Origin of the sequence: Pseudomonas sp. X4 (genome assembly GCF_040784925.1) — a bacterium.
Classification (GTDB): domain Bacteria; phylum Pseudomonadota; class Gammaproteobacteria; order Pseudomonadales; family Pseudomonadaceae; genus Aquipseudomonas; species Aquipseudomonas putida_Z.
The window spans coordinates 5,043,163-5,068,462 of sequence record NZ_CP160798.1; the positions used below are offsets into that span (position 1 = coordinate 5,043,163).

Here is a 25,300-nt window from a genome sequence, read left to right on the forward strand (position 1 = left end):
TAATGCTGCATTGAAAACCGCCTCGGCATGCTCGTTTACGATCTGTAAACTCCGCTTCCTCGTCTGCTGTAGCTTTGCCTGGCCTGAGTCTCAAGACTTTTCACACAGAGCGTAGGACCCTGAGATAAATATGTGGCATGCCCGGTACTGCACATAAAAAACTTCGGTGCCTTGAGCTTTATTCAGTTCTGAGTGTTTGTCACCTAGCAAAAATGTCAGTTACTCTGCTTCGGGAGTTGACTGTCCCGTACGCGCCACCACGGCGTGCTCCAGTTTCTCCAGGTGCGAATGCAGCCATCCACCGTTTTTGCTGGAGCTGGCCAGGGGGGACCTGTAGTGATCTTTGTTGAGCAATGAACCATGGGCTGGATTCGGCCAAGGCGGTGGTGGAGGCGTTGCTGGATGGGGGAGAGGTAGCGGCTGGTTGGGCGGAAGACGATCTCCGGTGTCTTACGGGCTTGGCGCCAGTGACATCGAGCGCCGGCCGCGCGGCACGATGTCAGCCCCCACCCAAAACCCAAGCCATGCCCCAGCCTTTTCGCCGGGCACCTGACCTCATATGCCCAGCCACTGCTGGCCTGATGGAATGCTGACCTCGTCCAGTAGCTGGGCTTAGATGTCACTGGCTTGTCCGCCAGAGAGGAGAAAACGCAGGGGTGTCCCGTTAGCGTCGCAGAGCATGTGGATCTTGGTTGTCAGTCCGCCGCGACTGCGGCCTAGGGATTCTCCGATCAAGTCAGCACAGACCATCTGACCTGTGCTGAAATAGCCCTTCGTCCAACTGCCCTCTACAAGCCCTCCATCCCATGAGTCAGATGAGCTTTTCCGATTTCGAGTACGCCGGTAAGCGCAAGCAAACCCGCCGCGAGCGTTTCCTGGCCGAGATGGAGTTGGTGGTTCCGTGGAGCGGTTTGATGGCGTTGATTGAGCCGCACTACCCAAAGGCCGGCGGTGGTCGCAAGCCGTATCCTCTGGAAACCATGCTGCGCATTCACCTGCTGCAGAACTGGTTCTGGTTGGGCGACCCAGCCATGGAAGAGGCGCTGTACGAGATCACTTCAATGCGCCAGTTTGCTCGACTGAAGCTCAGCGCTCCGATCCCCGAAGACACGACCATCATGAATTTCCGGCACCTGCTGGAGAAGCAGCAACTGGCGTCGGGCATTCTGGAAACCATCAACAATTACCTGCGAGACAAGGGCCTGTCGTTGCGCCAGGGCACCATCGTCGACGCCACCATCATCCACGCCCCCAGTTCGACCAAGAACAAGGAAGGCAAACGCGATCCTGAAATGCATCAGACGAAGAAGGGTAATCAGTATTTCTTCGGCATGAAGGCGCATATCGGTGCCGATGCCGAGTCGGGCCTGGTGCACCACGTGCACGGCACAGCGGCGAATGTGGCTGATGTAACGGAGGTCGCTCACCTGTTGCATGGCGAAGAAAATTTTATCTGTGCCGATGCGGGTTATACCGGCGTGGAGAAAAGGCCGGAGCATGATGGGCGGCCGGTGATCTGGCAGATCGCAGCCCGCCGCAGTACCTACAAGCACTTGAGCAAACGCAGCGTGCTCTACAAAGCCAGACGTAAGATCGAGAAGGTCAAAGCGCAGGCGCGAGCGAAGGTCGAACATCCATTCCGTGTGATCAAGCGCCAATTCGGCTATGTGAAAACCCGCTTCCGTGGCTTGGCCAAGAATACGGCGCAATTGACCACGCTGTTTGCACTGTCGAATCTGTGGATGGTGCGCCGGCAATTATTGCCAGCTGCGGGAGAGGTGCGCCCGTGAGGGCAGATAACCAAGGCTTTGCCTTGGTTATCCAATAATCAGCGGCTGAAAATCGGGCTTTTCGGCATTCCCAAGCCGTACATTTCCGATTGGTGGGCGACTTGTTCGGAGTTTCCCTAAGGGCAGAAGGCATTTCCGACGCGCGCGCGCACATAATGCATGGTGCCCTATCAAAGCTGGTATCAAAGTTTCGAGGCACCCAATGAATCGCTGATACCGTTGCTCAATTGGAACCGTTGATACACCGTTGACCATCGTTGGAACCGAATTAACCCTACCCCTTGGAGTTCCATCACTTTCTGGCCGAGTCGCAAAACAGATCGAGCTCGACGGCCTTCTCGCGGGTGAACCCGTTCCCACAGAGCTTGTGCAAGCTTTCAGATCTTGAGCAAGGCGGCGCTCCTGCGTGTCCCTTTACGTAAACGTCACCATATGCCACCTTCTACCTCAGCCTGATGACGGCCAGGGATTTCTCCCGCACACTGCGGAAAATTCCCAAGCCCGTTCCCCGCCACCTAGCGGGGTACAGCCGGAGTAGAAAATGGCGCGACAACTAATAACAAACGCCCACGACCCGCTGCACGAATCCCGCCAGGCCCGCCTGAAGCTGGCCAGCGAAGGCGAGCTGCCACTGGGCATGCTGCGCGACGAGATCGATGCCTCCTGGCGCCGCAGCCTGGGCCATGGCCTGGACTGCCTGCAGGGCGAGCAGGTCGGCCTGGGCCTGGAGCAGGGCCACGACCTGCGCATGCTGCTGGAGCGCAACCGCCTGCTGGTCGACGCCGTTACCCCCGAACTGGACTACCTGGTCGCGCGCCAGGGCAAGGCCGGCATCGTCATTCTCGGCGACGCCCAGGCCAATGTGCTGGCCATCGAAGGGCAGAAGCACGTGCTGCAACGCGAGGGCCTGCGCGACCTGCACCCGGGTAGTTGCTGGAGCGAATCACTGCGTGGCACCAACGCGATCGGCACGGCAGTGGTGGAAGGCCGGCCGACCTTGATCAACTGCGGCGAACATTACCTCGACCGCCTCAGCCCGTTCTCCTGCACTTCGGTACCCCTGCGCGACCCGCGCGGCGAGGTGATCGGCGTGCTCGACATCACCCGTGAAGGGGTGATGGCGCAACCACAGGACAGCCTGTCGACGCTGATGCTGGCGGCCGGCAACATCGAAAGCCGCATGTTCGGCCTGTGCCACCCGGAGCAATTGGTGCTGGCCTTCCACAGCCGCCCGCAATACCTCAACAGCGCCTGGCATGGCCTGCTGGCGCTGAGCCTGGACGGTGAAGTGCTGGCCGCCAACGACAGTGCCTGCCAGCTGTTGCAGGTGCCGCGCCATGAGCTGTTGGGCCGGCGCAGCAGCGACCTGCTGGGTGAACGGTCACCGGCCTTCATCGCCCGCCTGTGGCAGGGCGGGGTGAGCAGTGTGCAAACGGCCAAGGGCGAGTTCTACTTCCGCGCCCTGCAGTTGCCGCGCCACGGCCGGGTCAACGGCAGTACGCCGGTGAGCAAGCCGGCGCCGGGCAAGCAGTCGCCGGCGCTCGACGCCCTGGCCGGTGGCGACCCGCGCCTGGCGCGCAACCTGCGCATGGCCCGCCAGGGGTTGGGCAATGGCCTGCCGGTGCTGCTGCTGGGCGAGACCGGTACCGGCAAGGAAGTCGTCGCCCGGGCCCTGCACCAGGCCAGCCCGCGCGCCGACAAACCGTTCGTGGCCGTCAACTGCGCGGCCATCCCCGAAGGGCTGATCGAGTCCGAACTGTTCGGCTACCGTGAAGGTGCGTTCACCGGTTCGCGCCGGGGCGGCATGGTCGGCCGGCTGATGCAGGCCCATGGCGGCACGCTGTTCCTCGACGAAATCGGCGACATGCCGCTAGCGCTGCAGGCGCGCTTGTTGCGGGTACTGCAGGAACGGCGCGTGGCACCACTGGGGGCGGGCGACGAGCAGGACATCGACGTGGCATTGATCTGTGCCACGCACCGCGACCTCAAGCGCCTGGTGCTGGAGCAGCACTTCCGCGAAGACCTTTACTACCGGGTCAACGGCGTGTCGCTGCGCCTGCCGGCACTGCGCGAGCGTGATGACCTGGCGGCGATCATCCAGGGGCTGCTGGACAAGTCCGATGCCCGGGGCGTGACCTTGGACCCGGCCCTGACCGCGTTGCTCGAAGGCTTCGACTGGCCGGGCAACATCCGCCAGCTGGAAATGGTCGTGCGCACCGCGCTGGCCATGCGCGAGGACGGCGAGCAGGTGCTGACCCTCGATCACCTCACCGACTGCCTGCTGGACGAACTGGCCAGCGGCACTGCGCCTTCCGGCAGCCTCAAGGACAACGAGCTGGAGCTGATCCGTGGCGCCTTGGCGCGCCATCAGGGCAACGTGTCTGCAGCGGCCGAGGCGCTGGGTATCAGCCGGGCGACGCTGTACCGCAAGCTCAAACAGTTGCGCGGCTGACGTGGGCGGCCTGTTCGCCCGGCTGGTGGAGTCCAGCGACCCTGTGCTCATGCGCCAGGCGTTGGCCTGGCTGTATGGTTTCGTGCGCCCCCATCGACGTGCCATCGGCCTGTTGCTCGGTTTGTCGCTGGGCGCCTCGTTGCTGGCGCTGGCGCAACCCTGGCTGGTCAAGACGCTGATCGACGAGGGGCTGCTGGCCAAGGACTACCAGACCCTCTGGCACATGGCCGCGATCATGATCAGCGCGGGCCTGCTGGGTACCGTGCTGGCCGGGGTCAACCGTTACCTGCACACGCGCTTGTCGGGGCGCATTCTGTTTGCCCTGCGCGACGACCTTTACCGCCACCTTCAGCAGCTGTCGCCGACGTTCTACGGGCGGCGGCGCATCGGCGACATCCTTTCGCGGCTGGATGGCGATGTGGCGGAAATCCAGCGCTTTGCCGTGGATTCGCTGTTTTCGGCGGTGTCGGCGGTGATCGGTCTGGTGGGGGCGGTGGTGTTGATGCTGATGCTGTCGTGGCAACTGTCGCTGCTGCTGGCGCTGCTGGTGCCGATCGAAGTGCTGTGGCTGCGCTGGATGCGGCGCAAGGTGGAGCGTGAAGTACGCAACCTGCGCGAACGCTCGGCAGATGTGTCGTCGTTCCTGGTCGAAACCCTGCCGGCAATGAAGTTCATCCAGGCCGCCGGCCAGCAAGGCCGCGAGGCGGGGCGCCTGGACCAGCTGGGCCAGGGCTACATGCGCCAGCTGCTCAAGGTGCAGGTGACCGAATTCTTCACCCAGGCCATCCCCGGCACGCTGACCTCCTGGTGCCGCGCCTGCGCGTTCCTGGTCGGCGGCTGGTGGGTGATTCAGGGTACTTGGCAGTTGGGTGCGCTGATCGCCTTTTCCACCTACATGGGCATGGCGGTAGGGCCGGTGCAGAGCCTGCTGGGCCTGTACGTGGCGGTGCAGCGCATGGCGGTGAGCCTGGGGCGGGTGATGGAACTGAAGCAGGAGGCCGTGGCCGTGCGCCCGGCAGCCAACCCGCAGCCGATTCCCGACGGCCCGGGCGAATTGCGCCTCGAGGGGGTGAGTTTTGCCCATGAAGGGCGCCAGGGCGCGGTGCTGAACGATGTGCAGGTGTGCGTGCCGGGTGGCCTGAAGGTGGCCATCAGCGGTGCCTCGGGGGTGGGCAAGTCGACCCTGATCGACCTGCTGCAGCGCTTCTACGACCCGGACGCCGGGCGCATCCTGCTGGACGGCACCGACCTGCGCGAACTGGACCTGGCGGCGCTGCGCCGGCGCATTGCGGTGGTCAGCCAGGATATCGTGCTGTTCCGCGGCACCCTGGCACAGAACCTGGCCTACGGCGTGCCCGAGGCCAGCCGTGAGGAACTGGAACGGGTGGTGCGCCTGGCGCGGCTGGACAGCCTGGTCGACAGCCTGCCGCTGGGCCTGGACGGCCTGCTGGGTGAGCGTGGCCAGCAGTTGTCCGGTGGGCAGAAACAACGCATTGCCATTGCCCGCGCCGTGCTGCAGGCGCCGGCGATCCTGGTACTGGACGAGGCCACCTCGGCGGTGGACGAAGCCACCGAGCGCGAAGTGATCGCGGCCATCGACCAGCTGTTCGCCGGCCGCACGCGCATCCTGATCAGCCACCGTGCTTCGACCCTGGCCGATGCCGACCTGCACCTGCAGCTGCACGCTGGCCAGTTGCAGGTGCTGCCCGAGGAGGTGATCAAGCATGGGCACTGATGTGCGTGTTGGCGTGATCGACAGTGGTTGCACGCCGGAGCAGGCCAGCGCCTTGCTGGGCGCGCGCCGCTTCTGGCTGGAGGACGGCCAGTTGCGCGAAGGTGACATGCTGCCTGACCAGCTTGGGCACGGTAGCGCGGTGCTCGCCGGCTTGCAGCGGGAGGCCGGGCCGGTGCCCGTGCTGCTGGCCCAGGTTTTCGGCGCCCAGGCCAGCACCAGTGCCTTGCAGGTGGCGGCCGCGCTGCTGTGGCTGGTGGAGGCGGGGGTTACGCTGGTCAACCTCAGCCTTGGCCTGCAGCAGGACCGGCCTGTGCTGCACCAGGCCTGCGCCGAGGCTTTGGCTGCGGGTGTGCTGTTGTGCGCCTCCAGTCCGGCCCAGGGCGGGCCGGTGTATCCGGCCAGCTACCCCGGAGTGATCCGGGTTACCGGCGATGCCCGCTGTGCACCGGGGCAGTGGTCCTGGCTGGGTACCCGGCAGGCGGACTTTGGCGGTTATGTGGGCGTGGGCGGCAGGGCGGGCGCGAGCCTGGGCTGTGCGGCCCTGAGTGGCAGGATCGCTGCGTTGCTGCGTAATGAGCCGGGCATGGGCCACCAGCAGGTTCATGACTGGTTACGCCACCACGCGGCGTTTACCGGCCCCGAGCGACGAGGTGCCGGCCATGGCTGAACCACGCATTGTGGTGCTGGGGGCAGGCCCTGCGGGTGCGGCCACGGCCATTGGCCTGCGGCGGCTGGGCTATGCGGTGACGGTGGTGTCCGAGTGGCGCCGGTTCGCCGCGCTCGAAGGGGTTTCGCAGCGGGTGCTGGACGGTCTGCGCCACGCCGGCCTTGGCGGGGCGTGGCGCCAGGCGGCGATGCCGGCGACTCGGCAAGTGCACTGGAACGGCCAGCAACTGCACCTGAACCAGGAGTTTCTGCTGGATCGGCAAAGGTTTGACCGGGCGCTGCGCGACGACCTTCAGCGTGCGGGTGTGAGCGTGGTCGAGGGGCGGGTGCGTGAGGTGGTTCGCGAAGTCGGCCATGGTATTCGCCTGGACGACGGGCAGGTACTGCAGGCCGATTTCCTGGTCGAAGCCCGAGGCCGCCAGGCCCCGCTGGCTGCCGACCGCCTGCGCGGGCCGGAGACGGTCAGCTTGCTCAATGTCTGGCAGGCCGCCCCCGGGGCGCCCGCGTCGGCGGTGGAGAGCCTGGCGGATGGCTGGGCGTGGATGGCGCGCCTGGAAGACGGCCGCTGCTACTGGCAAGTCACCCTGGACGCGGCCGGGCTGCCGGGCAAGGCCGGCTTGGCGGATTACTGTGCGGCGCGGCGAGCCGGCAGCGCGCTGGTGGCCGAGCTGTTCGATGCCAGGGCATTGGCGCCGGCAGAGGTGCATGCGCGCAGCAGCACCGCGATTCTGGCCGGTGAGTGCGTCGGGCAGGACTGGATACGCGTGGGCGATGCCGCGATGGCCGTTGACCCACTGTCGGGCAACGGGATCTTCCAGTCGCTGTCTTCGGCGCTGCAGGCGCCGGTGGTGATCAATACCTTGCTGCGCAGGCCCGAGCGGGCCGGGTTGGCGCGGCAGTTTCACCAGCAACGGATCGAACAGCTGTTTTTGCGTTTTGCCCGGATCGGGCGGGATTTCTATGGGCAAGAGCAGGGTCGGGTGGGGCAGCCATTCTGGGCGCGGCGGCAGGGGTGGCCGGACATGCAGGCATTGCACGTGGCGGCGGACTGGAGCGCGGTGAGGGTCGAGCGGCGGCCGGTGTTGCGTGATGGGTTGGTGGATGAGGCCGAGGTGGTGGTGACGGCGGATCAGCCGTTGGGGGTGTGGCATTTGCAGGGGGTGGAGCTGGCGCCGGTGGTGCGGGGGCTGCGTAGCGGCCGACCTCTCGAGGCAGTGTTGTCAGGCTTGCCAGGGGAGCAGCAGGTGATGGTGCGGCGGTGGTTGTTGGAGCAGGGCTTGGTTTGAGATTGCCGGGGCCGCTTTGCGGCCCTTTCGCCGGCAAGCCAGCTCCCACAGGTTGCCACAGAGCCGGAGGCTTGTATTGTACCTGTGGGAGCTGGCTTGCCGGCGATAGGGCCCTTGAATCAGAAGAATGTCCCGACGATCAGCTGCATGTAGGTCCCGGTATCCCGCCCGCCCAGCTGCGTCCCGCCATTGGCCGCGCTGCGCTCCGGCTTGTAGAACCCTACCAGCGGGCTGATCAGCAGGTGATCGTTGACCATCCATTCCACATACAGGTCCAGCTCCCGCCCGCCCAGGTTGCCTTGGTCGGTGTCCAGCGTATCGAAGTCGAAGTACAGCGCGCCGACGGTCAGGTTGTCCCGTGGCTTGCCCTTCAGCGCCACGTGGTGCACCTGGCTGTTGCTGTTGAACGGCCCGGCGTAGTTGGCTGCCACCTCACCCTGGAACCAGGTGCCATAGCCACGGCTCAGGCCATAGAACAGCGGGTCGAAGTCTTCGGAAAAGCGGCTGTAGCGGTAGGTGGCGGTGGGGGACCAGGGCAGTTCGGAAAAGGTCCAGTTGCCTTCCAGGTACCAGGCGTTCTCCCGCCCGCCGGTTTTGTCCTGGGTCACGTACTCGGCGGCCAGCTCCAGGTCTTTCACCCCCAGGTTGCCACGCCCACGCAGGCTGGCGGTGTCCATGCCGTCGCGGTGTTCCAGGCCCATGATCTGCGCGTAGCGCTGGTCCACGTCGAGGCCGCGGATCCAGCTCAGGCCGACGGTGCCGGCGTCGGCGACATGCTCCAGGTTGGCCACCGCCAGCGAGGTGTCGGCCTGGTAGTGGTTGTCGGACTTCAGCCACATCAGGTCGCTGCGCCAGCCTTGCTTGCCGCCCAGGCGCAGCACGGCGGTGCGGTCGAAGGCCTTGCGTGCGGCCAGGTAGTAGGCGCCGCCGCGGTCGAAGTTGGCGCCCAGGTCGACCTTGCCCAGGTTCACCGGGTCGCCCTGGATCAGGAAGCCGTCGCCCAAGGTCACCACCTGGCGGCCGCCGGAAATGTCCACGCCGTCTTCGCCCAGGGCCGGGAACAGGTTGGCCGAGCGCCAGCCCAGGTACAGGTCTTCGATGGCGGTGCGGCGCTCGTCACCCAGGGTCAGGCCGGCGGCATCGCCGTCGCCCCAGGTGGCGGAGCTGAGCAGGTTGAAGGCGCCGTAGAGCGCGCCGCTGTCGGCCAGGGCCTGGCTGCCGCTGAGGCCATATTTGACGTAGCCTTCCTGCCAGGCGGTACTGCCGGGCTTGCGGTTGCCGGCCAGGTTGAAGCTTTCGTCACTGTGGAAGGCGCCGAACAGGGCTTCGAGGTCGGCGTTGAGGGTGGTGCCGTCGTGGTTGTACAGCTCGTAGGCCTGGGTGACCGGGGCGGCGAACAGCAGGGCCAATGTGCAGGCGAGTTTGTGCCTCATGGTGTGCTCCATGTTTTTGTTGTTGTTTTCGGGTTGCCTGTGCCGGCCTCTTCGCGGGTGAACCCGCTCCCACAGGGACCCCACAGTGTTCAGGCCTGTGGTGATCCTGTGGGAGCGGGTTTACCCGCGAAAGGGCCGGTACAGGCTGAAGATCAGAGCTTGATCAACACCGACTTCAGCTCGGTGTAGTGCTCGATGGCAGCCGCCCCCATCTCACGGCCGACGCCGGACATCTTGTAGCCGCCAAAGGGCAAGGCAGGGTCGAGGGCGCTGTGGCAGTTGACCCACACCGACCCCGACTTGATGCGTGGGATCATACGGTGCACGGCGGCCAGGTCGTTGGACCAGATGCTCGCACCCAGGCCATAGGGGTTGTCGTTGGCCATGCCGATCACTTCGTCGATGTCATCGAACGGCATCGCCACCAGCACCGGGCCGAAGATCTCTTCCTGCACCAGGCGGTGGTGCTGGTCGACATCGACGATCACCGTTGGCTTTACGAAGTAGCCCGGCCCGAAGCCTTCGCCACCGCAGGCGATGGTCGCGCCCAGCTCGCGGCCAAGCTCGATGTAGCCGGTGACGCGGTCCTGCTGCTTGGCCGAGATCAGCGGGCCCATCTGCACTGCCGGGTCCAGGCCGCTGCCCAGCTTCATGCCGTTGGCGATGCCGGCGATGTCGGCCACCACGTTGTCGAAGTGCTTGCGGTGCACGTACAGGCGGGACCCGGCACAGCACACCTGGCCCTGGTTGAAGAAGATCGCCGTGGCAGCGCCGGCCGCGGCTTCCTGCAGGTTGGCGTCGGGCATGACGATGGTCGGCGACTTGCCGCCGAGTTCCAGGGTGACGCGGGTCATGTTGTCCATGGCCGCCTTGCCGATCAGCTTGCCGACCTCGGTGGAGCCGGTAAAGGTCAGCTTGTCCACGCCGGGGTGGCGGCTGAGTGCGGCGCCAGCGTTCAGGCCGGTGCCGGTGACCACGTTGAACACACCAGCCGGGTAGCCGGCTTCGTCCACCAGCTCAGCCAGCTTGAGCACGCTCAGCGGTGTTTCGTCCGCAGGTTTGAGCACTACGGTGCAACCGGTAGCCAGGGCCGGGCCGAGCTTCCAGCAGGCCAGCAGCAACGGGAAGTTCCAGGCGACGATGGCGCCGACCACGCCCACTGCCTCGCGCCGCACGAAACCATGAAACTGGTCGTTGGGCATCAACGGCATCGAGGCTTCGACGGTGCTACCCTCGATCTTGGTGGCCCAGCCGGCCATGTAGCGCAGGAAGTCGATGGCCAGTTGCACGTCCATCACCTGGGCAACGGCGGCGCTCTTGCCGTTGTTCAGGCATTCCAGTTCGGCCAGCTGGCGGGCGTCGCGCTCCATCAGGTCGGCCAGGCGCCACAGCAGGTTCTGCCGTTCGCGTGGGCGCAGGCGGCTCCACGGCGAATCATCGAAGGCCTGGCGCGCGGCGCGCACGGCGCGGTCGACATCTTCGGCCTCGGCGGCGGGCACTTCACCCAGTACCTCGCCAGTGGCCGGGTTGCGGAACGACAGGGTGCGACCGCTGGCGGCGTCCTGCCAGTCGGCGCCGATGCGCATCTTCAGCTTGCGTTCGAGAAAGGCGCGGGTGGCGGGCAGGATGGGCAGTTCGGAAAGCATGGGACGGTGCCTCTTGTCATTGGATGTGACAGGCATAGGCGCAATGGGCGTGCCAAGGTCGGTAGATGGCCGCAAGCCGTTGAACGGGTTGGGTTTTGTCCTGGTGCAAGGTTGGGATTGCAGGGTTGCGCTGTTGCACATTGAGACGGTGTGAGACGGTGGTGAAACAGTGGCATCAAGGGCCAATCGCCGGCAAGCCAGCTCCCACAGGTTAACCACTGCCTTGAAGGCCTGTGCTGTACCTGTGGGAGCTGGCTTGCCGGCGATTGGCCTGCGCAGCAGGCCTTGTCTCAGGATGAAACACCCTGTCGCGAAATGGCACGCTGCAATTGGCCATACCTGCTGCTGGCCAAGGCCGGAAAACCGGCTAAAAGGTTGAAAGAAAACACCTTTACAGCACCTGGCACAGTTCCTGTATCACAACCGTCACATGCACACCTGCTGTACCAAAGCGTGCGAAAACGATAAGAACAACAACCGTGGAGGTCTGACCTTGAAGACGACTCGACTCCGGCGGCATGCGGGCAAACTGGCGCTGGTCGCCGCCGCGCTGCTGAGCACCCAGGCCATGGCGGCCGAGCAGGGCCCGAGCCTGTTGCAGAACAAGTGCATGGGGTGCCATATCCCCGAAGGCAACGACACCTACAGCCGTATCAGCCACCAGCGCAAGACGCCGGAAGGCTGGCTGATGAGCATCGCCCGCATGCAGGTGATGCACGGCCTGCAGATCAGCGACGACGACCGCCGCACCCTGGTCAAGTACCTGGCCGACAAGCAGGGCCTGGCGCCCAGCGAAACCGATGGCGTGCGTTATGCCATGGAGCGCCGGCTGAATACCGTCGAGCAGTTCGACACCCAGCTCAGCGAAACCTGTGGCCGTTGCCACTCCGGTGCCCGTGTCGCCTTGCAGCGGCGCCCGGCCAAGGAGTGGGAGCACCTGGTCAACTTCCATCTCGGCCAGTGGCCGTCCCTCGAATACCAGGCCCAGGCGCGTGACCGCGACTGGCTGCCGATCGCCCTGCAACAAGTGGTGCCGGACCTGGCCAAGCGCTACCCGCTGGAAAGCGCGGCGTGGGCCGAATGGCAGAAAGCCAGGCCCAAAGCCGATGCGCTGCCGGGCCAGTGGGCATTCAGCGGCCACATGCTGGCCAAGGGCGATGTACGCGGGGTGATGAGCGTCACGCCTGACCAGGGCGACACCTTCAAGGTCGAGGTCAAGGGCGCTTATGCCGACGGCACGCCGTTCAATGGCAGCGGTTCGGCGATCCTCTACAACGGCTATGAATGGCGTGGCAACGTCAAGGTCGGCGACGCCAACCTGCGTCAGGTGTTCGCCGCGCTGGATGGCGAAATGAAGGGCCGCATGTTCGAGGCCGAGCACGATGAGCGTGGCCTGGACTTCATCGCGGTGAAGGAGGGCAAGGCGCGCCTGCTGGCGGTACAACCGGCATTCATCAAGGCCGGTGGCGAAAGCGAGATCACCCTGGTCGGCAGTGGCCTGGCCGGCAAACCGGACCTGGGCGCTGGCGTGGAAGTGACCGAGGTGTTGGAGCAGACCCCGACCCTGGTACGGGTGAAGGCCCGCGCCGCGGCCGATGCCAAGCCTGGCCAGCGCGAAGTCGCCGTAGGGGCGCTCAAGGGCGTCAACCTGGCGGTGTACGACAAGGTCGAGGAAGTGAAAGTGGTGCCGGCGTTCTCCATCGCCCGCATCGGCGAAAACGGCGCCTCGGTGCCCAAGGTGCAGGGCCGCTTCGAGGCCGAAGCCTGGGGCAAGGACGCCAATGGCCAGCCGCTGCGCATCGGCTACCTGCCGGCCAGCTGGAAGGTCGAGCCGTTCAACGAGCGTGCGGTCGAGGACGAAGACGTCAAGTTCGCCGGGAAAATGCAGGCCGATGGCGTGTTCGTGCCAGGCGGTGCCGGCCCCAACCCGGAGCGCAAGATGATGACCAACAACGCCGGCAACCTGAAGGTCATCGCCACCCTGGCCGACGGTGGCCAGACTGGCGAAGGGCACATGATCGTCACCGTACAGCGCTGGAACAACCCACCGCTGCCGTAACGGCAGGGGGCTTACGGTTTTCCAACGGATCGATTATCGGGAGGTCGCCATGGGCGCGCTACTGAACCTGGTCGAACGCAACCTGCATGAAGTGCAGGTCGACGCCGACCGCATGCTGTTCCATATCCCCAGCAGTTCGCTGTTTACCGCCGACGCGGTGACCGGCGGCATCATCGACACCCTGCGCCAGCAAGGCTGCTCGGCCGAGGAGCTGATGCAGCGCCTTGGCCAGCAGTTTGCCGGCAGCGATATCCAGGACACCCTGCGCGAGCTGATCGCGCTGGAGCTGGTCAGCGACGGCTCGCCGCTGACCCCGGAAATCGCCCTCAAGCAGGTCGAGCGCACGGCGCTGAACACCGTGGTGCTCAACGTCAACACCGGCTGCAACCTCAGCTGCACCTACTGCTACAAGGAAGACCTGGACAAACCGTCCGCGGGCAAGAAGATGAGTACCGCCACCGCCGAGGCTTCGGTGGAGATGCTGCTCAAGGAGTCGCCCGACGAGCAGCGCTACAGCGTGGTGTTCTTCGGTGGCGAGCCGCTGTCCAACCGGCCACTGATCGAGCACATGGTCGCCTACTGCGAGCGGCGCTTCGCCGAGGCGGGCAAGCAGGTGGAGTTCATCATGACCACCAATGCCACCTTGCTCACCGAAGAGATCATCGACTGGCTCAATGCCCACCGCTTCGGCCTGTCGATCAGCATCGACGGCCCCAAGACCGTGCACGACCGCAACCGCATCACCGTGGGCGGGCAGGGCACCTATGACGTGGTGCGGCGCAAGGTCGACATGCTGCTGTCGCGCTACCACAGCCGCCCGGTGGGTGCGCGGGTCACGCTGACCCGTGGCATCACCGACGTCGAGACCATCTGGAACCACCTGTTCAACGAACTGGGCTTCGCTGAAGTCGGCTTTGCCCCGGTCACTTCCGGCGACATGGCCAACTTCAACCTCACCGGCGAAGAACTGGTGCAGGTGTTCGCCAACATGAAGGCGCTGGGCCGGCGTTACCTGGAGGCTGCGCTGGAGCACCGCAACATCGGCTTCTCCAACCTGCACCAGCTGATCACCGACATCCACGAAGGCCACAAGAAGGCCTTGCCGTGCGGCGCCGGGCTGAAGATGCTGGCCGTGGACCATGAGGGCGAGCTGAACCTGTGCCACCGCTTCACCGGCTCCAGCCTGCCGACCTTCGGCAATGTGCACCAGGGCGTGAAGCAGGCGCAGCTCAACGACTTCCTGTCGCAGCGCCTGGACCGCAGCAACACCGGCTGCGACAGCTGCCGCATCCGCAACCTGTGCTCCGGCGGCTGCTACCACGAAAGCTATGCCCGCTATGGCGACCCGCAGCACCCGACCTACCACTATTGCGAACTGATGCGCGACTGGGTCGACTTCGGCATCGAAGTCTACAGCCGCATCATGGCCGCCAACCCGGCCTTCATCGATCGCTACATCACCCCGCGGAAGGCGCACTGACATGAAGCACTTGAAGCCCCTGAACAACAAGGCGCGCATCCTCGAGCAGGCCGCCGCCGAAGACCGCGTCGAAGAAGTCATGGCCATGAGCGCAGTGGCGGGCTGCACCGCCACCACCGACCCGGGCTGGGAAGTGGACGCCTTTGGTGGCGTGAGCTCGCTGTGCCAGCCGATGGAGGCCGACCTGTATGGCTGCTCCGACCCTTGCTGGTGGCCGGCCCAGGTGCCGGACATGATGAGCACCTACCAGGACTGGAACGCCCAGGCGAGCAACTCGGCGGAAGACTGGCGCAACCTCGGCACCGTGTTCCCGAAAGACAAGTGACCGGCCCAACAAGAATGACAAGGGGAAACCGCATGAAAGCTGGACGCTGCGCGTCACTCGCGCTCACCATCGCCGCCACGGCCTGTGCCGGGCTGGTACAGGCCGCCGACACCGGGCCGGCGCTGAAGGCTGGCCACGAATACATGATCGTGACCAACTACCCGAACAACCTGCACGTGGTCGATGTGGCCAGTGACACGGTGTACAAGAGCTGCGTGATGCCCGACAAGTTCGGCCCCGGCACCGCGATGATGGCGCCGGACAACCGCACCGCCTACGTGCTCAACAACCACTACGGCGACATCTACGGCATCGACCTGGACACCTGCAAGAACACCTTCCACGCCAACCTGTCCAGTGTGCCGGGTGAGGTGGGCCGGTCGATGTACTCGTTCGCCATCAGCCCGGACGGCAAGGAAGTGTACGCCACGGTCAACCCGACCCAGCGCCTGAACGACCACTACGTGGTCAAGCCACCGCGGCTGGAAGTGTTCAGCACCGCCGATGGCCTGGAGGCCAAGCCGGTGCGCACCTTCCCGATGCCGCGCCAGGTGTACCTGATGCGTGCGGCGGACGATGGCAGCCTGTACGTCGCCGGGCCGGACATCTACAAGATGGACGTGAAGACCGGCAAGTACACGGTGGCCTTGCCGCTGCGCAACTGGAACCGCAAAGGCTACAGCGCCCCGGACGTGCTGTACTTCTGGCCGCACCAGAGCCCGCGCCACGAGTTCTCGATGCTGTACACCATTGCCAGGTTCAAGGATGACAAGCAGGACCCGGCCACCGCCGATCTGCTGTATGGCTACCTGAGCGTCGACCTGAAGACCGGCAAGACCCACACCCAGGAATTTGCCGACCTGACCGAGCTGTACTTCACCGGGCTGCGTTCGCCGAAAGACCCGAACCAGATCTACGGCGTGCTCAACCGCCTGGCCAAGTACGACCTCAAACAGCGCAAGCTGATCAAGGCGGCGAATCTGGACCACACTTACTACTGCGTGGCCTTCGACAAGAAGGGCGACAAGTTGTACCTGGGCGGCACCTTCAATGACCTGGCGGTGTTCAACCCGGATACGCTGGAGAAAGTGAAGAACATCAAGTTGCCGGGTGGGGACATGTCCACCACTACGCCGCAGGTGTTCATCCGTTAAACCGGTGTTGCTTTCTTCGCGGGTAAACCCGCTCCCACAAGGACCTCCACAGGGGCTGAATGTGGTGCGGTCCCTGTGGGAGCGGGTTTACCCGCGAAGAGGCCCGCTCAATCAACACAAGAACAACAAGAGACCGCCCATGCCCCAGCCAAGCTATTCCCAGGGCAACCAGGACAAACCCCTGCTTACCCAGTGCATCGGCGACGCCTTCGACACCACCGTCGCCCGCTTCCCCGACCGTGACGCCCTGGTCGTCCGCCACCAGGCCCTGCGCTACACCTGGCAGCAACTGGCCGAAGCCGTCGACCAGCATGCCCGTGCGCTGATGGCCCTGGGCGTGCAGCCCGGTGACCGCCTCGGTATCTGGGCACCCAACTGCGCAGAATGGTGCATCACCCAGTTCGCCAGCGCCAAGGTGGGCGCGATCCTGGTCAACATCAACCCGGCCTACCGCTCCAGCGAACTGGACTACGCCCTCGGCCAGTCCGGCTGCCGCTGGGTGATCTGCGCCGACGCGTTCAAGACCTCCGACTACCACGCCATGCTGCTGGGGCTGGTCCCGGGCCTGGCCGGCGGCCAGCCGGGCGCCCTGATCTGCGAACGCTTCCCCGAACTGCGCGGTGTGGTCAGCCTGGCCGTCGCGCCACCGCCGGGCTTCCTGGCCTGGCACGACCTGCAGGCCCGTGCCGCGGCCGTCAGCCGCGAAGCCCTGGCCGAGCGCCAGGCACAGCTGCGCTGCGACGACCCGATCAATATCCAGTACACCTCGGGCACCACCGGTTTCCCGAAAGGCGCCACCCTCAGCCACAGCAATATCCTCAACAACGGCTACATGGTCGGTGAAAGCCTGGGCCTGACCGAGCATGACCGGCTGGTGGTGCCGGTGCCGCTGTACCACTGCTTTGGCATGGTCATGGCCAACCTCGGCTGCATGACCCACGGCAGCACCCTGATCTACCCCAACGACGCCTTCGACCCGCTGGCCACCCTGCGTGCGGTGGCGGAAGAAAAGGCCACGGCGTTGTATGGTGTGCCGACCATGTTCATCGCCGAACTGGACCACCCCCAGCGCGGTGAGTTCGACCTGTCGAGCCTGCGCACCGGGATCATGGCCGGTGCCACCTGCCCGATCGAAGTGATGCGCCGGGTTATCGGCGAGATGCACATGGCCGAGGTGCAGATTGCCTATGGCATGACCGAAACCAGCCCGGTGTCGCTGCAGACCGGCGCCAGCGACGACCTGGAGCGCCGCGTGACCAGCGTCGGGCGCACCCAGCCGCGGCTGGAGAACAAGGTGATCGATGCCGATGGCAACAGCGTGCCGCGTGGCGAGATTGGCGAGCTGTGCACGCGGGGTTACAGCGTGATGCTGGGCTACTGGAACAACCCCAAGGCCACGGCCGAAAGCATCGATGAGGACGGCTGGATGCACACCGGCGACCTGGCGGTGATGGACGAGCAGGGCTATGTGCGTATTGTCGGGCGCAGCAAGGACATGATCATTCGCGGCGGCGAGAACATCTACCCGCGCGAGCTGGAGGAGTTCTTCTTCACCCACCCGGCGGTGGCCGATGTGCAGGTGATTGGCGTGCCGTGCAGCAAGTACGGTGAAGAGATCGTGGCCTGGGTGCGGCTGCACCCGGGGCATGCAGCCAGTGCGGAAGAACTGCGTGAGTGGGCGAAGGCGCGGATAGCGCACTTCAAGGTGCCGCGGTACTTCCGCTTTGTCGATGAATTCCCGATGACGGTGACCGGCAAGGTGCAGAAGTTCCGCATGCGCGAGATCAGTGTCGAGGAGCTGTCTGCCGGGTGATGTGTCGCCTGTGCTGGCCTCTTCGCGGGTAAACCCGCTCCCACAGGTACTGCACAGGCTTCAAGGGCATTGGAGACCTGTGGGGAGCATCTACTGCCTGTGCCGGCCTCTTCGCGGGTAAACCCGCTCCCACAGGTATTGCACAGGTCTCAAGGGCAGTGGAGAACCTGTGGGAGCGGGTTTACCCGCGAAGAGGCCGGCACAGGCAGCAGATGACCTCAGCCCTGCAACAGCTCCGGGCTGTTGAAGTTGCTCAACCTGCGATCATCGTCGGCACATTCCAACCCTTGCACCGCTTCACGCAGCAAGGCCTTCTGCAAACTCCGCTCGCCCGCCGCCCAGGCCTGCTCCAGCACCGGCAACACCCGGCGTGGCAGCACGCTGAACATCGGCTGCCAGTACCCACCCTGGCGTACCATGGCCGCACTGTCACCCGCCACCGCCAGCCGCAGCAGGTCCTCGATCAACCCCCGGTCAACCAGCGGGGCATCACAGGCCAGCAGCACCACCCATTCATGCCGCGCCACCTTGAGCCCGGCAATCACCCCCGCCAACGGCCCGGGGTGGTCCGCCTCGGCATCGCCCACCAACTGGTCGGCATACGCCCGGTAGGCCTGCTGGTTACGGTTGCAGGAAATCACCAGGTCATCGCTGAGCGGCCGTACCACGCGCTGCACATGCGCCACCAGCGGTTCGCCCTGCCAGTCGACCAGGCCTTTGTCGCGACCGCCCATGCGCTGGCCGCGGCCACCGGCGAGAATGAGGATGGAGCAGAGGGGAAGGGCATCAGGCATGAAAAAGGGTTCCGGGCAGTCATTGCCGGGAACCCTCCCATTTCACGCGGGGCTTGTCCAGTCAGCTTTCGCTGGTCACGGCCTGCGTGTCGGCATTACCCGCCTGGCGTCGCCCGGCAAGGCGCATCACCACCACGAAGAACACCGGCACGAACACCACTGCCAGGGTAGCGCTGAGCATGCCGCCGATCACCCCGGTGCCGATCGCCTGCTGGCTGGCCGAACTGGCGCCGCTGGCGATGGCCAGTGGCACCACGCCCAGGATGAACGCCAGCGAGGTCATCACGATCGGCCGCAGGCGCAGGCGCGCGGCCTGCACGGCGGCGTCGGCGGCATCGACGCCCTGGTCGACCAGGCTCTTGGCGAACTCGATGATCAGGATGGCGTTCTTCGCCGACAGGCCGATCAGGGTGATCAGGCCGACCTTGAAGAACACGTCGTTGGGCATGCCGCGCAGGGTCACCGCCAGCACCGCACCGAGCACGCCCAGCGGTACTACCAGCAGTACTGCGGTGGGGATCGACCAGCTTTCGTACAGCGCTGCCAGGCACAGGAACACCACCAGCAACGACAGCGCCATCAGCATCGGTGCCTGGCTGCCGGACAGCCGCTCCTGCAGCGACAGGCCAGTCCATTCCAGGCCGGCACCGGCCGGCAGCTGGGCCACCAGGCGCTCGATTTCGGCCATGGCTTCGCCCGAACTGTAGCCGGCTGCCGGTTCGCCGGAAATCGACACCGCCGGGTAGCCGTTGTAGCGGGTCAGCTGCACCGGGCCGCTGACCCACCTGGCCTGGACGAAGGCGCCCAGTGGCACCATCTTGCCGCTGTCGTTGCGCACGTGGATCTTCAGCAGGTCTTCGACCTGGCTGCGCTGGTCGCCTTCGGCCTGCACCACCACCCGCTGCATGCGGCCCTGGTTGGGGAAGTCGTTGACGTAGCTGGAACCCACGGCCACGTCCAGCACCGAGCCGATATCGGCAAACGATACGCCCAGGGCGTTGGCCTGGCGGCGGTCGATTTCCAGTTGTACCTGCGGGCTTTCCGCCAGCGAGGCTTCGCGCACGTTGGTCAGCACCTTGCTCTTGCCGGCATTGGCCAGCAGCTCGTCGCGGGCGGCCATCAGCTCGGCGTGGCCCATGCCGCCGCGGTCCTGCAGGCGGAACTCGAAGCCGGTCGACTCGCCAAGGCCGTCGATCGGCGGCGGCAGCACGGCGTAGGCCACGGCGTCCTTGAGCTGGGTGAAGGCCATGGTCGCGCGGTCGGCAATCGACTGGGCGCTGTCGTCGGCGCCGCGTTCGGACCAGTCCTTGAGCGTGGTGAAGGCCAGTGCCGCGTTCTGCCCGCTGCCCGAGAAGCTGAAACCCAGGATCAAGGTGGTGTTACCCACGCCGGGCTCTTCGGCGTTATGCGCCTCGATCTGTGCCGCCACCTGTTCGGTGCGCATGCGGCTGGCGCCAGGCGGCAGCTGGATATCGGTGATGGTGTAGCCCTGGTCTTCGGTGGGCAGGAACGCCGTGGGCAGTTGGCTGAAGCCATAGCCCAGCACTGCCAGCAGCAGCGCGTATACCAGCAGGTAGCGGCCGCTGCGCTTGAGCGCCTGCATCACCCAGCGCTGGTAGCCGTTGCTCATGCCCTCGAAGCGGCGGTTGAACCAGCCGAAGAAGCCCTTGCGTTCGTGGTGCTCGCCCTTGGCCACCGGCTTGAGCAGGGTGGCACACAGCGCCGGGGTCAGGCTGAGGGCGAGGAACGCCGAGAACAGGATCGACACTGCCATCGACAGCGAGAACTGCTGGTAGATCACCCCCACCGAGCCTTGCATGAAGGCCATGGGCAGGAACACCGCCACCAGCACCAAGGTAATGCCGACGATCGCGCCGCTGATCTGGCCCATGGCCTTGCGCGTGGCCGCCTTGGGTGGCAGGCCTTCCTCGGCCATGATCCGCTCGACGTTTTCCACCACCACGATGGCATCGTCGACCAAGATGCCGATGGCCAGGACCATGCCGAACAGGGTCAGCACGTTGACCGAGAAGCCCATGGCCAGCATCACGGCGAAGGTGCCCATCAAGGCCACCGGCACTACCAGGGTCGGGATCAGGGTGTAGCGCAGGTTCTGCAGGAACAGGAACATCACCGCGAACACCAGCAGCATGGCCTCGAACAGGGTGTTGATGACCTGCTCGATCGACACCTTGACGAATGGCGAGGTGTCGTAGGGGATGTCGTACTTGACGCCTTCGGGGAAGTAGCGCGCCAGGTCCTGCATCTTCGCCCGCACCAGGGTGGCGGTTTCCATGGCGTTGGCGCCCGGCGACAGCTGCACGCTGAAGGCGGTGGCCGGCTTGCCGTTCAGGCGCGTGCCGTACTGGTATTCCTGGGCACCGATCTCGACCCGGGCGACATCGCCGATGGTCACCGTGGAACCGTCCGGGTTGGCACGCAGGACAATCCCGGCGAACTCCTCCGGGGTGCTCAGCTGGCCCTTGACCACCACGTTGGCGGTGATTTCCTGGGTGCCACGGGTGGGCAGGTCACCAATGCTGCCGGGGGCCACCTGGGCGTTCTGCGCGGCGATGGCCTCGGCCACGTCGTTGGGCGTGAGGTTGAAGCCGATCAGCTTGCGCGGGTCGATCCAGATGCGCATGGCACGTTCCGAACCATACAGCTGGGCCTTGCCGACGCCCTTGAGGCGACGGATCTCGTCCATCACGTTGCGCGCGAGGATATCCGACAGGGCGGTTTCGTCGAGCTTGCCGTCTTCGGAGGTGAGGGTGGCCAGCAGCAGGAAGCCGGTGGAGACCTTTTCCACCTGCAGGCCTTGCTGGGTCACCGGGCGCGGCAGGCGCGACTCGACCACCTTCAGGCGGTTCTGCACGTCGACCTGGGCCAGGTCCGGGTTGGTGCCCGGGGCGAAGGTGGCGGTGATGGTGGCGCTGCCCAGGCTGCTCTGCGACTCGAAGTACAGCAGGTTGTCGGCGCCGTTGAGCTCCTGCTCGATCAGGCTGACCACGCTCTCGTCCATGGTCGCCGCCGAGGCGCCCGGGTACACGGCGTAGATTTCCACCTGCGGCGGGGCCACGTTGGGGTACTGGGCCACCGGTAGCTGCGGGATGGCCAGGGCACCGGCCAGCAGGATGAACAGGGCGACCACCCAGGCGAATACCGGGCGGTCGATGAAGAATTGCGGCATGAATCAGGCCCTCACTGGCCAGTGTGCTGTGCGATGGGCGATGCCCCTGATGCGTTGTCGACCTGCACCTGGTCACCGGCCTTGACGTGTTGCAGGCCCTCGACCACCACCCGCTCGCCGGGGGCCAGGCCTTCGCTGACGATCCAGCGGTCGCCCTGGGCGCTGCCCAGTACTACCTGGCGGTCGCTGACCCGGGCCTGCGGGTCGACCACCAGCACCTTGGGCACGCCAGCGCTGTCACGCAGGATGGCGCGCTGCGGCACGCTGAGGCCCTTGGGCTGCACGGCCTGCTCCAGGCGCACGCGCACGTAGCTGCCGGGCAGCAGGTCGAGGTCCGGGTTGGGGAACTCGCTGCGCAGGGTGATCTGGTTGGTGCTGGGGTCGACGCTGATGTCGGAGAACAGCAGTTTGCCCGGCAGCGGGTAGGTGCTGCCATCGTCCTGGATCAGCGTGGCCCGGGCCTGGCCGTCACCGACCTGCTGCAGCTCGCCGGCACGCAGGGCACGGCGCAGGGCGTTGAGCTCGCGGGTCGACTGGGTGACATCGGCGTGGATCGGGTCCAGCTGCTGGATGGTCGCCAGCGGCGTGGTCTCGTTCTGCCCCACCAGCGCACCTTCGGTGACCTGGGCGCGGCCGATACGGCCAGAAATCGGCGCGGTCACGGTGGCGTAGCCGAGGTTGAGGCGGGCGCGTTCCAGGGCGGCCCTGGCCTCGGCCACTGCGGCATCGGCCTGCAGGTAGCTGGCCTTGGCGTTGTCGTATTCCTGGCGGCTGACGGCCTTGTCGTCGACCAGCTCGCGGTAGCGCTGCTCCTGCAGGCGTGCCTGGTACAGGGTGGCCTCGGCCTTGGCCAGGGTGGCGCGGGCGCTGTCGTGGTCGGCCTTGAACGGTGCCGGGTCGATCAGGAACAGCACATCGCCCTGCTTGACGTCGCTGCCTTCGCGGTACACCCGCTTGAGCACCACGCCCGCGACGCGCGCACGCACTTCTGCGGTGCGCGGCGCAAGGATACGGCCGCTGAGCTCACTGCTGATGGCCAGTGGCTGCAGTTGCAGGGTTTCCACCCGCACTTGCGGGGTGGGGGCCTGTTCTTCCTGTTCGGCGCTGTCGTCGCAGCCGGCCAGGGACAGGCTCAGGAACGCCAGAAGCGCCAACGGGCGCAAGCGTGGGGGGAGGGTAGTAGACATACGGATCTTCCGATGATGACCACCGGTATGCTACGGCAGGCGTTCCTTGGGTGGCTGTTAATACCTGTAGGACGAGTGTGAAAAAGTGTGAAGAACAATCCTGCCGACCTGTAGGGTTCTATATTCTGCGTGTACCTGTACCGGCCTCTTCGCGGGTAAACCCGCTCCCACAGGGACCGCACAGCATCTGGAACCTGTGCAGCCCCTGTGGGAGCGGGTTTACCCGCGAAGAGGCCGGCAAGGCCTACCACAACCCAGACTTACAAGCACCTATGCCGAATATTTTCCTGGTCGAAGACGACAGCGCCCTGTCCGAGCTGATCGCCAGCTACCTGCAACGCAACGACTTCCATGTCCAGGTGATCGCCCGCGGCGATCATGTGCTGGACGAGTACCGCCGGCAAAAGCCCGACCTGGTCATCCTCGACCTGATGCTGCCGGGCATCGATGGCCTGCAGCTGTGCCGCCTGCTGCGCCAGGAGTCGCAGGGCCTGCCGATCCTGATGCTGACCGCCCGCGACGACAGCCACGACCAGGTCCTGGGCCTGGAAATGGGCGCCGACGACTACGTGACCAAACCCTGCGAGCCACGTGTGCTGCTGGCCCGCGTGCGTACCCTGCTGCGCCGCAGCAGCGTCAACGAGCCGCGCCTGGACAACGACCTGATCCTGATCGGTGGCCTGCGCATCGACCTGGCCGAGCGCACCGTGAGCTGGCGCGGCGAAGAGGTGGAGCTGTCCAGCGGCGAGTACAACCTGCTGGTGGTACTGGCGCGCAATGCCGGCGAAGTGCTGAACCGCGACCGCATCCTGCAGCAACTGCGGGGTATCGAGTTCAACGGCACCGACCGCTCGGTGGATGTGGCCATCTCCAAGCTGCGGCGCAAGTTCGACGATAACGCCGGCGAAGCGCGCAAGATCAAGACCGTGTGGGGCAAGGGCTACCTGTTCAGCCGTGTCGAGTGGGAGTGCTGACCGCCCATGCTGAAAATTCTGGTGCGGCTGTACCTGGTGATCATCGTTGCCTATGCCGGTGCACTGTTGTTCATCCCCGACACCATCGTCGGCCTGTTCCAGGACCGCTTCATGGCCTACAACCTGGACCAGGCCAAGGGCGTGCAGTCGCTGATCGTGCGCCAGTTCCGCCAGGCCCCGCGCGAGCAGTGGCCGGCGGTGGAGCAAGAGCTGGCCAGTGATTTCGCGCCGTTGGAACTGCAGCTGCTGCGCATGGACCAGGCTGACCTGAGCGAGGACGAGCAGGCGCGCCTGGAGCACGGCCTGTACGCCGTGCGCATCGCCGAATGGGGCTACTACGAGACGGTGCTGGCGCCGCTGGACAAGGAATGGCTGGTGCGCCTGCACTCACCGCCAGACCCGCTGGATATCAACGTGCTGTCGTGGGGCGTGACCGTACTGATCGGTGCAGCCATGCTCGGTTGCCTGCTGCTGTGGGTATGGCCGCACTGGCGCGACCTGGAGCGCCTCAAGGAGACCGCCCGGCGCCTGGGCCAGGGGCAGATGGCCGAGCGTACGCACATCTCGCCGCACTCCAACATCGGTGAGCTGGCCGGGGTGTTCGACACCATGGCCAGTGACCTGGAGCGCCACGTCAACCAGCAGCGTGAGCTGCTCAATGCGGTGTCGCACGAGTTGCGCACGCCGTTGACCCGGCTGGACTTCGGCCTGGTGCTGCTGTTCGACGAAGTGCCGCCGGCCAGCCGCAAGCGCCTGCTGGAGCTGGTGGGGCATGTGCGTGAGCTGGATGAGCTGGTGCTGGAGCTGTTGTCCTACAGCCGGCTGTACAACGCCGACCAGGCCCGCGAGCGGGTCGAGGTGTCGTTGCTGGAGCTGGTCGACAGCGTGCTCGGCGGCTTTGCCGAGGAGCTCGATGGCCGGGGTATCCAGTGGGAGGTGCGGGCCGAGGGGGATCTGCCGCGCTTTGTGCTGGACCCACGGCTGACGGCACGGGCGGTGCAGAACCTGGTGCGCAATGCCATGCGTTACTGCGACGAGAGCCTGTTGCTGCGCTTGCGCCTGGAAGACGATGGCGCCTGCCTGGTGACGGTGGAGGATGACGGGATTGGTATTCCGGTGGAGGAGCGCGAGCGGATTTTCCAGCCGTTCTACCGCCTGGACCGTAGCCGTGACCGCAATACCGGCGGGTTTGGCCTGGGGTTGGCGATCAGCCGGCGGGCGATCGAGGGGCAGGGTGGCACCTTGACCGTGGCGCAGTCGGCGCTGGGTGGGGCGCAGTTCCGGATTCGCTTGCCTGCCGGGTGATGGGCTGCCTG

At 65.6% G+C, this 25,300-nt stretch carries 17 protein-coding genes and 1 pseudogene; 12 read left to right on the plus strand and 6 right to left on the minus strand.

Translation table 11 applies throughout. From position 1 onward, the window contains the following. Window positions 1-615: 615 nt before the first annotated feature. Window positions 616-723, minus strand: a pseudogene (locus tag ABX298_RS22460) (IS5/IS1182 family transposase); the annotation flags it as partial. 83 nt (window positions 724-806) lie between these two features. On the opposite strand from ABX298_RS22460, the gene ABX298_RS22465 reads away from it, so the two are divergent. The 5 genes from ABX298_RS22465 (at window position 807) to ABX298_RS22485 (ending at window position 7,929) form a co-directional block, all read left to right on the plus strand. Further along, window positions 807-1,790, plus strand: coding sequence for an IS5 family transposase (locus tag ABX298_RS22465; protein WP_317409183.1), 984 nt, complete (start codon window positions 807-809; stop codon window positions 1,788-1,790). 541 nt (window positions 1,791-2,331) lie between these two features. Beyond that, complete coding sequence (locus ABX298_RS22470; protein WP_367393664.1) at window positions 2,332-4,242, plus strand: sigma-54-dependent Fis family transcriptional regulator; 1,911 nt, start codon at window positions 2,332-2,334, stop codon at window positions 4,240-4,242. 1 nt (window position 4,243) lies between these two features. After that, window positions 4,244-5,977 carry an ABC transporter ATP-binding protein gene (locus tag ABX298_RS22475; protein ID WP_367393665.1) on the plus strand — a complete coding sequence of 578 codons (1,734 nt, stop codon included), beginning with the start codon at window positions 4,244-4,246 and terminating at the stop codon, window positions 5,975-5,977. Continuing rightward, window positions 5,967-6,644 (plus strand): S8 family serine peptidase, encoded by a 678-nt coding sequence (locus ABX298_RS22480; RefSeq protein ID WP_367393666.1) that lies wholly within the window; start codon window positions 5,967-5,969, stop codon window positions 6,642-6,644. Before ABX298_RS22475 ends, ABX298_RS22480 begins: the two co-directional genes overlap by 11 nt. Continuing rightward, window positions 6,637-7,929 (plus strand): NAD(P)/FAD-dependent oxidoreductase, encoded by a 1,293-nt coding sequence (locus ABX298_RS22485; RefSeq protein ID WP_367393667.1) that lies wholly within the window; start codon window positions 6,637-6,639, stop codon window positions 7,927-7,929. The genes ABX298_RS22480 and ABX298_RS22485 overlap by 8 nt, the downstream gene beginning before the upstream one ends. Before the next feature lie 119 nt (window positions 7,930-8,048). Here ABX298_RS22485 and ABX298_RS22490 read toward each other — a convergent pair whose 3' ends face one another. Both ABX298_RS22490 and ABX298_RS22495 read right to left on the minus strand, forming a co-directional pair. Continuing rightward, window positions 8,049-9,362 carry a hypothetical protein gene (locus ABX298_RS22490; RefSeq protein ID WP_085615438.1) on the minus strand — a complete coding sequence of 438 codons (1,314 nt, stop codon included), beginning with the start codon at window positions 9,360-9,362 and terminating at the stop codon, window positions 8,049-8,051. Window positions 9,363-9,514: 152 nt separating this feature from the next. Next, a complete protein-coding gene (locus ABX298_RS22495) occupies window positions 9,515-11,008 on the minus strand; it encodes an aldehyde dehydrogenase (protein WP_367393668.1) in 1,494 nt (497 codons plus the stop codon). Window positions 11,009-11,501: 493 nt separating this feature from the next. Between ABX298_RS22495 and peaA the strand changes: the two genes are divergently transcribed. From peaA to ABX298_RS22520, 5 genes are all read left to right on the plus strand, one after another. Next, the gene (gene peaA / locus ABX298_RS22500; protein ID WP_367393669.1) at window positions 11,502-13,067 is read left to right on the plus strand and encodes a quinohemoprotein amine dehydrogenase subunit alpha; all 1,566 of its coding nucleotides are present in this window, start codon (window positions 11,502-11,504) and stop codon (window positions 13,065-13,067) included. 49 nt (window positions 13,068-13,116) lie between these two features. After that, window positions 13,117-14,547 (plus strand): quinohemoprotein amine dehydrogenase maturation protein, encoded by a 1,431-nt coding sequence (peaB, locus tag ABX298_RS22505; protein ID WP_013972844.1) that lies wholly within the window; start codon window positions 13,117-13,119, stop codon window positions 14,545-14,547. A 1-nt stretch (window position 14,548) separates the two neighbouring features. After that, window positions 14,549-14,872, plus strand: coding sequence for a quinohemoprotein amine dehydrogenase subunit gamma (gene qhpC, locus ABX298_RS22510; protein WP_004375838.1), 324 nt, complete (start codon window positions 14,549-14,551; stop codon window positions 14,870-14,872). 32 nt (window positions 14,873-14,904) lie between these two features. Then, window positions 14,905-16,026 carry a quinohemoprotein amine dehydrogenase subunit beta gene (peaD, locus tag ABX298_RS22515; protein ID WP_015270567.1) on the plus strand — a complete coding sequence of 374 codons (1,122 nt, stop codon included), beginning with the start codon at window positions 14,905-14,907 and terminating at the stop codon, window positions 16,024-16,026. Between the two features lie 139 nt (window positions 16,027-16,165). Further along, complete coding sequence (locus ABX298_RS22520; RefSeq protein WP_367393670.1) at window positions 16,166-17,839, plus strand: fatty acid CoA ligase family protein; 1,674 nt, start codon at window positions 16,166-16,168, stop codon at window positions 17,837-17,839. Window positions 17,840-18,057: 218 nt separating this feature from the next. Here ABX298_RS22520 and mobA read toward each other — a convergent pair whose 3' ends face one another. From mobA to ABX298_RS22535, 3 genes are all read right to left on the minus strand, one after another. Further along, on the minus strand, window positions 18,058-18,633 hold the full coding sequence (gene mobA / locus ABX298_RS22525; protein WP_367393671.1) for a molybdenum cofactor guanylyltransferase MobA: 576 nt from the start codon (window positions 18,631-18,633) through the stop codon (window positions 18,058-18,060). Window positions 18,634-18,694: 61 nt separating this feature from the next. Next, on the minus strand, window positions 18,695-21,823 hold the full coding sequence (locus ABX298_RS22530; RefSeq protein ID WP_367393672.1) for a multidrug efflux RND transporter permease subunit: 3,129 nt from the start codon (window positions 21,821-21,823) through the stop codon (window positions 18,695-18,697). An 11-nt stretch (window positions 21,824-21,834) separates the two neighbouring features. Further along, window positions 21,835-23,010: an efflux RND transporter periplasmic adaptor subunit gene (locus tag ABX298_RS22535; RefSeq protein ID WP_024087211.1), complete on the minus strand. Its 1,176-nt coding sequence runs from the start codon at window positions 23,008-23,010 to the stop codon at window positions 21,835-21,837. A 272-nt stretch (window positions 23,011-23,282) separates the two neighbouring features. Between ABX298_RS22535 and ABX298_RS22540 the strand changes: the two genes are divergently transcribed. Beyond that, the gene (locus tag ABX298_RS22540) at window positions 23,283-23,984 is read left to right on the plus strand and encodes a response regulator transcription factor (RefSeq protein ID WP_003259958.1); all 702 of its coding nucleotides are present in this window, start codon (window positions 23,283-23,285) and stop codon (window positions 23,982-23,984) included. A 6-nt stretch (window positions 23,985-23,990) separates the two neighbouring features. Beyond that, window positions 23,991-25,289, plus strand: coding sequence for an ATP-binding protein (locus ABX298_RS22545; RefSeq protein ID WP_013972839.1), 1,299 nt, complete (start codon window positions 23,991-23,993; stop codon window positions 25,287-25,289). Window positions 25,290-25,300 lie beyond the last annotated feature (11 nt).